The 13,254-nt window shown below is 47.5% G+C and carries 8 protein-coding genes; 4 read left to right on the plus strand and 4 right to left on the minus strand.

Going from position 1 to position 13,254, the window contains the following annotated elements:
* Positions 1-190: 190 nt before the first annotated feature.
* Positions 191-361 (plus strand): CAB/ELIP/HLIP family chlorophyll-binding protein, encoded by a 171-nt coding sequence (locus tag QGP82_RS02380; RefSeq protein ID WP_250566268.1) that lies wholly within the window; start codon positions 191-193, stop codon positions 359-361.
* Positions 362-703: 342 nt separating this feature from the next.
* Here the strand turns inward: QGP82_RS02380 and dnaK are convergent, their stop codons facing one another.
* Together dnaK and QGP82_RS02390 are read right to left on the minus strand one after the other, a co-directional pair.
* A complete protein-coding gene (dnaK, locus tag QGP82_RS02385; RefSeq protein ID WP_163660478.1) occupies positions 704-2,614 on the minus strand; it encodes a molecular chaperone DnaK in 1,911 nt (636 codons plus the stop codon).
* Between the two features lie 250 nt (positions 2,615-2,864).
* Entirely contained in the window at positions 2,865-3,782 is a 918-nt protein-coding gene (locus QGP82_RS02390) for an NAD-dependent epimerase/dehydratase family protein (protein WP_163660480.1), read from the minus strand.
* Between the two features lie 519 nt (positions 3,783-4,301).
* Between QGP82_RS02390 and QGP82_RS02395 the strand changes: the two genes are divergently transcribed.
* Complete coding sequence (locus QGP82_RS02395; RefSeq protein WP_163660482.1) at positions 4,302-8,297, plus strand: magnesium chelatase subunit H; 3,996 nt, start codon at positions 4,302-4,304, stop codon at positions 8,295-8,297.
* Between the two features lie 528 nt (positions 8,298-8,825).
* On the opposite strand, the gene QGP82_RS02400 is transcribed toward QGP82_RS02395, so the two are convergent.
* Positions 8,826-10,259 (minus strand): family 10 glycosylhydrolase, encoded by a 1,434-nt coding sequence (locus QGP82_RS02400; protein ID WP_499056910.1) that lies wholly within the window; start codon positions 10,257-10,259, stop codon positions 8,826-8,828.
* A gap of 243 nt (positions 10,260-10,502) precedes the next feature.
* Positions 10,503-10,823, minus strand: a complete 321-nt coding sequence (locus QGP82_RS02405; protein WP_163702243.1) for a hypothetical protein — start codon at positions 10,821-10,823, stop codon at positions 10,503-10,505.
* A 331-nt stretch (positions 10,824-11,154) separates the two neighbouring features.
* On the opposite strand from QGP82_RS02405, the gene QGP82_RS02410 reads away from it, so the two are divergent.
* Together QGP82_RS02410 and QGP82_RS02415 are read left to right on the plus strand one after the other, a co-directional pair.
* Positions 11,155-11,982: a photosystem II manganese-stabilizing polypeptide gene (locus QGP82_RS02410; RefSeq protein WP_163660488.1), complete on the plus strand. Its 828-nt coding sequence runs from the start codon at positions 11,155-11,157 to the stop codon at positions 11,980-11,982.
* Positions 11,983-12,410: 428 nt separating this feature from the next.
* The gene (locus tag QGP82_RS02415; protein ID WP_006518064.1) at positions 12,411-13,205 is read left to right on the plus strand and encodes an RNA polymerase sigma factor SigF; all 795 of its coding nucleotides are present in this window, start codon (positions 12,411-12,413) and stop codon (positions 13,203-13,205) included.
* The last annotated feature ends 49 nt before the right edge of the window (positions 13,206-13,254 follow it).

Raw genomic sequence — 13,254 nt, forward strand, 5'->3', positions numbered from 1 at the left:
AAGCTGAAAGGGTTTGAATGCGCCCAATGCCAGAGTCATAGTCCTAGAATTGGCCGCTGATCTTAGCTTAGCTCTCCCACAAACAAGGTAGGGTCACCAATCAGACAGAACGATATTACCCAGGAAAATTCATTGACTAACTCTCCCTTTGATAGTGAGAATAAGTAGGTATGACGTAGCGCCTAACACCGTGACTGATATTAAGCCTTCCATGAGTCCTAAGCTGGAACGCCCCAAAAAAGGGTTTAACGAATATGCTGAGCAGCTCAATGGACGAGCTGCCATGGTGGGTTTCTTAATTTTGATTGCCATCGAGTATTTCACTGGCCAAAGCATCGTTTCGTTAATTGGCCTTAAATAACCCAATATCTTGGCTAAACCTCGGCATAGGCCGACACAATCTTAATGAGAGAAAAGCCACCAGCTAAGAACTAGCTAGTGGCTGCATTGAGGTGTGAGAAAAATAGACAAAACAGGCGTTAGAATCCACATTCAGCAAGGACAGTAACCTATTGGATTCGTTGTTAATTATTGGATGTGTCAATTTACTCACGGAGAGTGGGCTGAGAGTTCAGGTATCAATAGTTACAAAAAAAGGTGAATGGTAAAAACCATCCACCCCCTTGCTAGCCGGAGCAAGTTTGTCGGCTATGCCACGGCAGCTGTCCCAAGTCAGGTCAACTGCCGTGGTTCATCACAGGATTTACTTGTCACTTTCTTCTGAGAATTCAGCATCGATGACATCATCGTCACCACCACCGCTGGGAGCATCGCCGCCAGCAGCACCTGGGTCAGCTGCCGCAGCCGCTGCGTCAGCACCACCGTACATATTGCTGCTGAGTGCAAACAAGGCCTGCTGTAAGGACTCAGTGCCAGCCTTGATCTTAGCGGCATCATCAGATGCGATCGCATCCTTCAGGCCAGCAATCTCAGTTTCCACCTTGGACTTATCATCCTCAGAAATCTTATCGCCCAGTTCACCCATCTGCTTCTCAGCTTGGTAAACTAGAGAATCGGCCTGGTTCCTCACATCGATCTTCTCACGGCGCTCTTTATCAGCAGTGGAGTTTGCCTCTGCATCCCGCACCATCCGATCCACTTCGTCATCAGATAGGGTGGACGCACCAGTGATGCTAATGGACTGCTCCTTACCAGTGCCCTTATCCTTGGCAGTCACATTCAAGATACCGTTAGCGTCGATATCAAACGTCACCTCAATCTGAGGTACACCACGGGGAGCAGGAGGAATTCCGTCTAGACGGAACACACCCAGGTCCTTGTTATCATTGGCCATCTCACGCTCACCTTGGAGAACGTGGATTTCAACATTGGTCTGCCCATCTACCGCTGTGGAGAACACCTCAGACTTCTTGGTAGGAATTGTGGTGTTTCTGGGGATGAGTTTGGTCATAACGCCACCCAGAGTTTCCACACCCAAGGATAGGGGGGTAACATCCAGCAGCAGGATGTCCTTAACTTCACCAGCCAGTACACCCCCCTGAATCGCTGCACCAATCGAAACAACTTCGTCAGGGTTAACGCTCTGGTTAGGCTCTTTACCCAGAATCTTAGTAACCAGTTCCTGAACCGCAGGAATACGGGTGGAACCACCCACCAGTACGATTTCGTTGATGTCGCCCTTGGCTAGCTTGGCATCACGAATCGCGTTCTCTACGGGCACACCGCAGCGGTCAATCAGGTCAGAGGCTAGCTCCTCAAACTTCGCCCGAGTTAGGGTCAAGTCCAAATGCTTAGGGCCATCCTGAGTTGCAGTAATAAAGGGCAGGTTGATTTCTGCCTGGGTAACGCTGGAAAGCTCAATCTTGGCTTTCTCAGCCGCCTCAGTTAGACGCTGTAGAGCCTGCTTATCCTTACGCAGATCAATGCCCTCTTGAGACATAAACTGCTCAGCTAGGTGATCGACGATCTTTTTATCAAAGTCATCACCCCCTAGGTGGGTGTCACCAGAAGTAGACAGTACTTCGAAGACACCGTCACCTACTTCCAGAATGGACACGTCGAAGGTACCACCACCCAAGTCAAAGACAAGAATGGTTTCGTTGCTCTTCTTATCAAGACCGTAAGCCAGTGCAGCGGCTGTAGGCTCGTTAATAATTCGCAGTACCTCAAGACCCGCGATCCGCCCCGCGTCTTTGGTTGCCTGACGCTGGGAGTCGTTAAAGTAAGCCGGAACAGTAATTACCGCTTGGGTAACTTGGTCGCCAAGGTATTTACTAGCATCGTCCGCTAGTTTACGTAGTACCTGGGCAGAAATTTCTTCAGGTGCAAATTGCTTGTCAGCGTTAGTGCACTCAATCTTGACGTTGCCGTTTACGTTAAGAACGTTGTAGGGCACTTCTGAGGATTCGTTGCTAACCTCATCGTTGCGACGACCAATGAAACGCTTTACAGAGTAAAACGTATTCATGGGGTTCATAACGGCCTGGCGCTTAGCGATCTGACCCACCAAGCGATCGCCACTCTTGGCATAGGCCACCACAGAGGGCGTAGTACGAAAGCCTTCTGCGTTTGCGATGACAGTGGGCTTACCCCCTTCCATTACAGCAACCACAGAGTTTGTGGTTCCTAAGTCAATTCCAACTACTTTTCCCATATCAATTGCTCCGGCGAATCATATCTTCGGCATTGCTGATCCTCGGAAGGATTTAATTTGGGAAACCCTGACCGACAGAATTAACTTCGGATCGGCACATCCAGCTAATCAGCAATAGCACCGCTTTTAATGTGAACCTCAAAATTGGTTTCTTAAAAGCTCATTACTATAGTGCTAATCCAGAGCAATTCTCTGAAGGGGGGGTTACCGAACCTGGATTTCGGTTATGGGGCGGGTTGGCAGCCTAAAACTAGACAGATGTCAAAATCTGATCGTCTAATTCAAAGTCCACAGCCTGCTCTGACCGGCAGTAATCATTTTGATAGGAATCCTTAAGGCCATGGACCAGGCTATATTTTGGCGTCCAACCTAGATCGCTTTGAGCTTTACCAATGGACGTAAAGAAATGCTGAACTCTCATGGGAAATGCTTTGCGCTTACCAAAGTCAAACTGATTTGGCTCGTAGTGGCGAATATCTGGCACAGGTTTACCCATGGCCTCAGCACAGGCATGGGCAAGACCATCAAAGGTAACGTAGCGCTCACCTGAGATATTGTAGACCTGCCCAATCGCTTTGGGATTACCGAGCACAGAAACCATGGCTTGGGCTAAGTCTTCACAATGTCCTAGCTGAGTAATGGCTTTGCCATTGCCGGGAATGGGCAGTGGTCTGTCATGACTAATGCGGTCAAAGAACCATTTTTCTAGAGGATTATAGTTCTGAGGACCATAGATGTAGACAGGGCGAATAGCGGTAAAGGGGACTCCCTGCTCGATTAAATAGTCTTCGGTGTGGTGTTTACCTTTGTGCCGACTGTTAGGGTCCACAGGGTCGCCTTCGACATGGGGCATCTGCTCGCTTTTGAGATACACACCGGCTGAGCTGACATAGATAAACTGCTGTACTGTTCCACCAAATAACTCGACTAGGGGCTGGGTATCGCCAAGCTCACGACCATTGTTGTCGTAAATGGCATCAAAGGTTTTGCCAGCGAGGGCGGCTTTGAGATCTTCGGGGGATTTGCGATCGCACCTCACCACCTCCACACCATCAGGTGCAGGACGATTTCCGCGATTCAGCAACGTCACCCTATGACCTGCCGCCAATAGCAATCGGGTCAGATACACCCCAATAAATCGCGTCCCACCCATCACCAAAATCCGCATAGTCAACCCCAAAAAACAAACGGCGAACATCTCTTACACATCAAATCTTATGGAAGATTGCTGCAGTAAAAACGTGAGCCCAAGAAAACGAGATAAATCCAAAAGAATAGCCAAAACATACAAAATATGACTTTTGTCAATCATTATCTTTTTGCTTTATTTGAAGTATAAGAATTAGTAACACTCTCACTTTATGTAACGAATTCGTTACATAAAGTGAGAGTCAATATGTCATTTTGTATCGCATCTATGGCTGTATCCCTAGTCAGCAGGGATTTTCTGATACAAACACAATAGGTTTAAAAACCTATTCAGATGTTATGGAATGTTTCTCAATACAGTAATCAATGCACTTTTGTAAAGCGTGTTTCAAACGTTTTTGTGATTACTGGGTCAATTGCGATTTCCTAATCAGTCCAACCGGTAGCAATGCCCTAGGTTTTCCTGGGTTTCAAATGCTAGGCGGCAGTCATCACCCCCCATTGCAAGCGAGCACACACAGAGGAAGGAGTAAACTGCATGTTCACCAACGTCAAGCCCACTGTGAGACATATCTCACCCGAGAACCTTGGCGAACGGTCCTTGATGAAAGTGGTCTACGTCGTCTTAGAGCCACAGTATCAAAGCGCTCTGTCAGCAGCTGTTAAATCCATCAACGCTAATAATCCCCACATAGCAGTAGAAGTTAGCGGTTATCTAATTGAGGAACTTCGCGATAGTAACAATTACGAAGCATTTAAGAAGGATGTTTCTGAAGCCAACGTCTTTGTTGCTTCCCTAATCTTTATTGAGGAACTGGCCGAGAAAGTTGCCGCTGCTGTTAAGCCTCACCGTGACAATCTTGACGTGGCCGTGGTTTTCCCATCCATGCCCCAGGTGATGCGCCTCAACAAAATGGGCAGCTTCTCCATGGCTCAGTTGGGTCAGTCCAAGAGTGCCATTGGCGAATTCATGAAAAAGCGTCGACAAAAGCAGGGTGGCAGCTTTGAAGATGCCATGCTCAAGCTTTTGCGCACTCTGCCCAAGGTGCTCAAGTATCTCCCCGTAGACAAAGCTCAAGATGCCCGTAACTTCATGCTCAGCTTCCAGTACTGGCTGGGCGGTTCTCCTGAGAACCTGGAGAACTTCATGCTCATGTTGGCCGATCGCTACATGTTCGGCGATAAGCAAATCGAAGGTGCTCCTCAAAATATGGAGTACAACGAGCCTGTCACTTATCCCGATACCGGCATCTGGCACCCCCTTGCTCCTTGCATGTATGAAGATGTCAAGGAATACCTTAACTGGTATAGCTTCCGCCAGGATTTACCTGCGTCCCATAAACGGGACCAAGCTCCCTGCGTTGGTATTGTTCTACAGCGCACCCACCTAGTTACCGGTGATGAAGCACACTATGTATCCATGGTGCAGGAGCTGGAGTACCTAGGCGCTCGAGTGATCCCCGTCTTTGCTGGCGGACTGGACTTCTCTAAACCTGTGGAGCAGTTCTTCTACGAGCCTGTTACTCAAGAGCCCCTGGTTGATTCCGTTATTTCTCTAACTGGTTTTGCCCTGGTAGGTGGTCCTGCTCGTCAAGATCATCCCAAGGCGATTGAGTCACTCCAGAAGCTGAATCGCCCCTATATGGTGGCTCTTCCCCTAGTCTTTCAAACCACTGAAGAGTGGGAAGGTAGCGATCTAGGTCTACACCCCATTCAGGTAGCTCTACAGATGGCGATTCCTGAGTTAGATGGTGCCATTGATCCGATTGTGGTTTCTGGCCGTGATGGCATGACCGGTCGTGCTATTACTCTGCAAGATCGGGTAGAAATTATTTCCCAGCGTGCTCTGAAATGGGCCAACCTACGTCGTGTCAAACGTGCCAATAAAAAGCTAGCCATTACCGTCTTTAGTTTCCCCCCCGACAAGGGTAACGTCGGTACTGCTGCCTATCTAAACGTCTTTGGCTCCATCTATGAAGCCATGGTCGAAATGAAAGAGCAGGGCTACACCATCGAAGGCATGCCTGAGTCGGCAGAAGCTTTGATGCTGGAAGTTATCAATGATGCCCAGGCTCAATACAATAGCCCTGAACTCAATGTTGCTTACCGCATGTCAGTGGCTGAGTACGAAAAACTGACTCCTTACTCAGAGCGCTTAGAAGAGAACTGGGGACCACCGCCAGGCACCCTCAATACTGACGGCCAGAATCTGTTGGTATACGGTAAGACCTTCGGAAACTTGTTTATCGGTGTACAACCCACCTTTGGTTACGAAGGTGACCCCATGCGGTTGCTGTTCTCACGGTCCGCTAGCCCCCACCATGGCTTTGCCGCTTACTACACCTTTATCGAAAAGATTTGGAAGGCAGATGCAGTTCTGCATTTTGGTACCCATGGCTCCCTGGAGTTTATGCCTGGCAAGCAAATGGGTATGTCAGGGCAGTGCTACCCCGACAACCTCATCGGCAGTACTCCAAACCTCTACTACTACGCTGCCAACAATCCCTCTGAGGCCACCATTGCTAAGCGGCGTGGCTATGCAGAAACCATCAGCTACCTGACACCGCCTGCTGAGAATGCAGGTTTGTACAAGGGACTGAAGGAGCTAAGCGAGCTGATTGGTTCGTACCAGGGGCTTAAAGAAGGCGGTCGAGCGATTTCTATTGTCAATGCCATCATTGAGAAGGCACGCCAAGTCAATTTAGATCGCGATGTTGTCCTTCCTGATGTAGAAGACGCTAGCCAAATTAGTAAAGACGACCGCGACACCCTGGTGGGCAAGATTTACATCAAGCTGATGGAAATCGAATCTCGACTGCTACCTTGTGGTCTCCATGTCATCGGAAAGCCCCCTACAGCAGAGGAAGCCGTAGCCACCCTGGTAAATATTGCAGGTCTCGACCGTGAGGAGGAAGGGTTCAAGAGTCTTCAGCGCATCATTGCGGAGAGTCTTGAGCGAGATATCGATGAAATCTACAACAACAGCGATCTGGGCGTCTTAGATGATGTACAGCTACTGTACGAAATCAATGAAGCGACCCGTGCCGCTGTTGGTGCCATTGTTAATGAACAATTGGACGCTGAGGGTCGAGTATCCCTGAAGACCATGCTGAAGTTCTTTAACTTTGGCAAGCGCCAAGATCCTTGGGTGGAAGCGCTTCACAATCTTGGCTACAAAAATGTAGACGAGGAAGCTCTTAAGCCTTTGTTTGAGTATCTACAGTTCTGTCTGAAGCAGGTTGTTGCCGATAACGAGCTGTCTTCTTTACTCAGAGCATTAGATGGAGATTACATCCTACCTGGACCTGGTGGTGACCCCATTCGTAACCCAGATGTATTGCCTACCGGCAAAAACATCCACGCCCTGGACCCTCAGTCCATTCCTACCACCGCAGCTGTTCAGTCTGCCAAGGTGGTGGTTGATCGCCTCCTAGAGCGTCAGCGCCAGGACAATGGCGGTCAGTATCCTGAGACAATTGCTTCTGTTCTTTGGGGAACTGACAACATTAAGACCTACGGTGAGTCCCTAGCTCAGATGCTTTGGTTCGTTGGGGTTAAGCCAGTACCTGATGCCCTAGGCCGCGTGAATAAGCTGGAGATTGTTCCTCTAGAAGAGCTCGGTCGTCCCCGGATTGACGTGGTGATTAACTGTTCTGGCGTATTCCGCGACTTGTTCGTCAACCAGATGGCTCTGCTAGATCGGGCTGTGAAAATGGCTGCTGAAGCCGATGAGCCTCTGGAAATGAACTTCGTTCGCAAGCATGCTTTGAAGCAGGCTGAGGAAATGGGGCTATCAGTACGAGAAGCAGCGACTCGCATCTTCTCAAATGCTTCTGGTTCCTATGCTGCTAACGTTAACCTGGCGGTTGAGAACAGTAGCTGGGAGGAGGAGTCTGAGCTTCAGGAAATGTACCTCAAGCGTAAGTCCTTTGCTTTTAACTCAGACAATCCGGGTGTGATGGACCAGTCCCGTGATTTGTTTGAGGCGTCCCTAAAAACAGCTGATGTTACTTTCCAGAATCTAGATTCTTCGGAAATTTCTCTAACTGACGTTTCCCACTACTTTGATTCTGACCCCACTAAGGTGATTGGTCAGCTACGGGGTGACGGGACAAAGCCTGCTTCCTTTGTGGCAGATACGACTACAGCAAATGCTCAAGTCAGAACCCTTTCGGAAACTGTTCGTTTAGACTCTCGGACTAAACTGCTAAATCCGAAGTGGTACGAGGGCATGCTAGCCAACGGCTACGAAGGTGTGCGTGAGTTATCTAACCGCTTGGTGAACACCATGGGATGGTCAGCGACTGCTGATGCTGTGGATAACTGGGTTTATGAAGATGCCAACACCACATTTATCCAGGATGAGGAGATGTGTAAGCGACTCATGGATTTGAATCCCAACTCATTCCGTCGCATGGTAACAACACTGTTGGAAGTCAATGGTCGAGGCTATTGGGAAACTAGCGACAACAACATCGAACGTTTACAGGAGCTCTATGAAGAAGTAGAGAACCGTATTGAGGGTGTTGAGTAAACGATTAATGCATTTCTGAGCAAGGCATTATTATCAGCCCAACACAACCTTAATTATTAATTAATCTATAAAAAGCCCCTTTAGACTCTTTAGGTCTACGGGGGCTTTTTATAAAGGTGTTATACAAAATCCTGACTGATAACGCCCGGTACCGAGGGACATCCACAAGGGAGTACCCCTACAGGATTGTCCATTTTTAATCGGGCTTAATGAATTCGGATTGGGTAGTAGATTCTTTAGGAAAGGTCTAAATTCACATCTGTAAACAACTCTGTGATGTGACACTTTCATTTACGTAACATGACCAGTCGCAGAGCTGGGGAGACCCCCATAAGCTAAGTAGCCATGATGTGTGAGGGTAACTATCATGAGACAGCGTTTATGGCATGCTCTAGTTATCACGTTTGGCCTTTATTTACTTTTTGTTTGCCAATCTTTGGACGATATACCGTCCTTAAAGAGAACGAAACTTAACAATAACTTTCACGAAATGCTATCGCAGCTTCTTCTTTAAAGAAGGCATTTGAGCTACGGCAATTCACAAAACTTTCTGACTCGGTCAAATTCTGGGTCTTGCCAAGAATAGGCAAAATGGCTCACTGAATTAATATTTGGGGTTGCTTGCTGAAGCGCTGACATCTGAGCTTCTAAGGAGGGTCTGTTATTAATTGATTTACCCCATACGCCTGCCAATGCAGGACGCACATTATTAGCACTGTTCTGCCGTAGTACCATTTGCACCTCTTGCACAATGCAGCGGGTGTTACCGCAGATACTGTAGGCCATTGGATGCCAGCTCATGGATGTGGGAAAACGATTCCAGTGTTGCAAGCGGGAGTCATACCCTTGAGTGCCTACAGGCTGATTGGCTGTGGGGAAAAAGACCACACCTGTTGGAATATTTTGTTGTCTTACGGGTTGGCTAACTGTGGTGAGAAAGTCAATGACTCCCTGCACAGCATGGGCAACACTTAAACGCCACAGCTCTAACTGTAGAGCAGGGCGACGGACTGAAGCTGGCACATCGCTCGTGCTGTTGGCTTGTCGTCGGCTTTGCCACAGCGGTTCAGCTTCATTGGGAAATTGCCTATCAACTCGTTCTAAATCGCCCTCTGTTAAGTATCCTCGGGTGAGAAACTGTCGAATCAGTTCTCTACCTTTATTATTTACGGCTCTCTGAAGTAGGGAATTTTGGGCCGCAGTGCCATAAATCCAGAGATCACTAACTTGACCTGCAACAGAGTAACTGCCAAGGCCTCGGGGATATCGAATGTAGTCAAAAAGTACGCCATCTGGCCTGCGTTGCAATATTTCCTGCAACATGCGCAAATAGTCGTTCTGGGCTTGGTAGTTATAGGGGTCGATAAAGATTTCTTCTGGATTATTACTACCGCCGCGACTGGCAAATGCTGAGGTCGTTTCACCGTTACCATTACGGGCCAGTACCTGCTGACGATCTCGACGTTGGCCATAGGAATAACCAAAATTCATGGTGAACATCCAGGCATGTACTTTGAGACCTCGCTTACGACCTGCTGCGATCGCATCTGCTAACAAATCACGGTTTTCATAGCCGCGCTGTTGCACAACACTGGGCCAGGCAGTACGATTATCCCGCTTAGGAAGCAGCACCTGACCGTTGTAAAACACCTCGACATAGATCTCGGTATAGCCCAAATTAATGACTCGATCCATTAGAGCATCCAGCACTCCGGGTCTTAAATCACAGGGGTATAAACGAATCCAGGTCGCCTGCTGGCGAGGCCATTGACGCTGCCGACAGGTTTGCAACATATCTGAATGACGTTTGAGCAGATCGCGATACTGTGCGATCGCAACGGCATCTCCATTGGCCGCTTGTTGTCTCACAGCTTCCTTAGCATCAACCTCAGCTTGAGATAGCTGACAATATTGGTTGAGGTCACCAGCTTGCGCGAAGCCAGGCATCGGGCGATGCACCATAACTCCCCCCAGCAAGACCAACAAACCGCACCACAAACGTTGGCTCTTGCTCAAATGCCTAAGACATACCATAGCTATGAACAATTACGATGAACAACTAAAAAGAGCTACTGCAAAAATCTACTGAGTTGTGTCATCAGCTCCTTGAGCTGCTGCGAAATAGACATTCAACCATTAAAAACTGAGGGATTATATCACTCTTTGGTAAATGTTGATTTTATATATGTTTATGTTTCTCTGTAGTTAATCTTCAGATGCCTCTAATGTGGATTCATCCTCTAACGTTGCGAGTAATTGCGTGAGTTTTATTCGTTGAATATAGGGCCACCCACCATTGAGCTCAATATCTCGCAGTAGATGATACAAATGTTGTCGATTAGTTGGCAATGAGTCTTGAAAGAGCGTTTCACGGATATCACGATGCAGCTCTTCCAATTGTCTTAAAATCCCTAAGAGAGCCGCACAATCTTTTTCCCTCTTTTGAGCTGCTAATTTGACAGCTAGTCGAATTTCATCAATATCAGCAGCTTGCGCTTTAGAGTTATCAGAAGAGTACAATTCCATCTAGATACAATGCCTTTCGTTGATATCACCGAAACCGGAAGGTGCAGATAGTGTAGCCCAAATTCTTCCAGTCATCTGGTCCATCACCAGCCTTCCAATGTTAACCAATGCACCAGATTTAGCAATTTTCAGAACTCACCGGGGACTCGTCCGTGTAAAATACTTTCGGAAAGGTTAGTTGGCTATTCTGAGGGCGACTTCGGTAAGCCTTGATGAATGGTTTTCTATTTAAAAGGAAGACTTCAGGCATAGGCAACGTCATAAAACCTTAGTCGGTTCTATAACCACTGACAAATTTTCTTACATAAATCTTTTTTGTTTGAGGTTTACCATGAGGTATCGTGCCCTAATCGTTGCATTTCTAGCACTCTGCATGGGTGTACTAACAGCATGTAGCGATGCTCCTAGTGCTGACAGCAACACTCCCCTAACTTACGATCAGATCAGAAATACAGGTTTAGCCAACAGCTGTCCTCAAATTTCTAGCGTTCGTCGCGGGGAGATTGCTATTGACAGTGGCAAGTCTTATCAGATTGCGGGTCTATGCTTAGAGCCGACTAGTTATTTTGTGAAGGAAGAGCCTGCTAACAAGCGTCGGGAAGCTGAGTTTATTTCTGGTAAGTCTTTGACTCGTTACACCTCTAGTTTGGACCAGGTGCGTGGTTCTTTAGAACTTAATCCTGACGGCAGTCTGCTTTTCACTGAGATAGACGGCATAGATTTTCAGGCTGTGACTGTTCTACTTCCAGGTGGTGAGGAAGTGCCTTTTCTATTCACTATTAAGGGTCTAGTGGCACAATCACAGGCTGGACTAAACGCCATTACGTCATCCACTGACTTTATTGGTGACTACCGTGTCCCTTCCTACCGCACATCTAACTTCTTAGATCCAAAAGGTCGTGGTTTGACCACAGGTTACGACACAGCAGTAGCCTTGCCAGCTGGTGGTGATACAGAAGAACTGATCAAAGAGAATATGAAAGCCTTCAAAGTTGGGCAAGGCACCATGTCTCTACAAGTTGAGAAAGTTGATAGTGTGACTGGCGAAATTGCTGGTACGTTCGAATGTGAGCAACCTTCTGACACTGACATGGGAACTGCAGAGCCGTCAGACGTTCGCGTACAAGGCTTGTTCTATGGTCGTGTAGAAGCTACTTGACGCTTAATAGCTAAGAACCCAGTGGGGGTGGCTCTACTCCAGTAGGCATTTTCACTAAGGTAATTTTGAAGAGGGAAGGTAGTTCTCCGGAACTATCTTCTCTTTTTTGCTTTAAGGACAGACACAATACATGAAGGCCTCGTAAAGATTACGGCTTTGACGTTAAACATACGCATGTCCGTCACCCTAAATTTCCGTGTATACGTCCTTGTTTGAGCAGGCTGCCAGAAATTAGGCTGGCTTTGACAGTTTGAAGCTGTGATTTGAATCACTGTGATCTTGAACCTTGATCTTCACTATGAAGTCACCACATTGAACCCATGGTTTAAGTTCTAGTTTTTCAATTAAGTTTCTGTCTTTCGTAGCTCAATATTGCATCTATCCCAGTGGGCATAGAGTTGAGCATGTACATGTCAAAGGGGTTTCCCATGTCGTCCAAACTCAACAAAGCACTCAAAAGCGAGACTTTAGAGCTGCTGAATGATTATCAAAAGAATGATTCACCTGAGCTGCGTAACAAGTTGGTCAAAATGAATCTTGGTCTGGTGCGTCGCGAAGCCCACCATTGGCTTTACCACTCCAACGAAACCTTTGATGACCTGATGCAGGTCGGCAGCTTAGGACTAATTAGGGCCATTGAGCGTTTTGACATGTCTAAAGGCTATGCCTTCAGCTCTTTCGCTATTCCCTACATTCGTGGCGAAATTCAGCACTATTTACGAGATCGCAGCGCCATCGTTCGCATCCCAAGACGTTGGCAGTCATTACAACATCAATCAGCTCGAGTTATTCGACAACTCCAAGAAAAGCTAGACCGTAAGCCCACGGATCAGGAAATCGCCGATCACCTGAAAATCAGTGTTCAGGAATGGCAAGACGTTAAATTAGCCAGTCGGAATCGTTCACTGCTAAGTCTAGACGCCCCTATTCAAGATGAAGGCAGTGGCTCTGCTTCACTCAGTGATTTATTACCCGATCCAAAGTACCGCAGCTTTCAGCTGGCTCAAGAAGATCGTATTCGCCTCCAACAGGGACTGGCTCAGCTAGAGCGTAGAACTCAAGAAGTCTTAGAATTTGTATTTCTACACGACCTGACTCAAAAGGAAACAGCCGAACGCCTAGGTATTAGTGCTGTTACGGTTTCACGTCGAGTTAAAAGCGGACTTAAGCGACTGCGCGATTTAATGGCTCCCGCCGAAGGTGAGGAAAAAGATTTCGCCTAAGCTCTATGCATTCAGCATATCTTGCTTTATACTTTGCGAACACAAGTCC

Source organism: Leptothoe sp. LEGE 181152 (assembly GCF_032906605.1).
GTDB lineage: Bacteria > Cyanobacteriota > Cyanobacteriia > Phormidesmidales > Phormidesmidaceae > Leptothoe > Leptothoe turfae.

What these genes read in the sequence shown, in the direction of transcription:
- QGP82_RS02395 (WP_163660482.1), top strand. Translation starts at nt 4,302, where the DNA reads ATGTTCACCAACGTCAAGCCCACTGTGAGACATATCTCACCCGAGAAC.
- QGP82_RS02415 (WP_006518064.1), top strand. Translation starts at nt 12,411, where the DNA reads ATGTCGTCCAAACTCAACAAAGCACTCAAAAGCGAGACTTTAGAGCTG.
- QGP82_RS02410 (WP_163660488.1), top strand. Translation starts at nt 11,155, where the DNA reads ATGAGGTATCGTGCCCTAATCGTTGCATTTCTAGCACTCTGCATGGGT.
- dnaK (WP_163660478.1), bottom strand. Translation starts at nt 2,614, where the DNA reads ATGGGAAAAGTAGTTGGAATTGACTTAGGAACCACAAACTCTGTGGTT.
- QGP82_RS02400 (WP_499056910.1), bottom strand. Translation starts at nt 10,259, where the DNA reads ATGGTGCATCGCCCGATGCCTGGCTTCGCGCAAGCTGGTGACCTCAAC.
- QGP82_RS02405 (WP_163702243.1), bottom strand. Translation starts at nt 10,823, where the DNA reads ATGGAATTGTACTCTTCTGATAACTCTAAAGCGCAAGCTGCTGATATT.
- QGP82_RS02390 (WP_163660480.1), bottom strand. Translation starts at nt 3,782, where the DNA reads ATGCGGATTTTGGTGATGGGTGGGACGCGATTTATTGGGGTGTATCTG.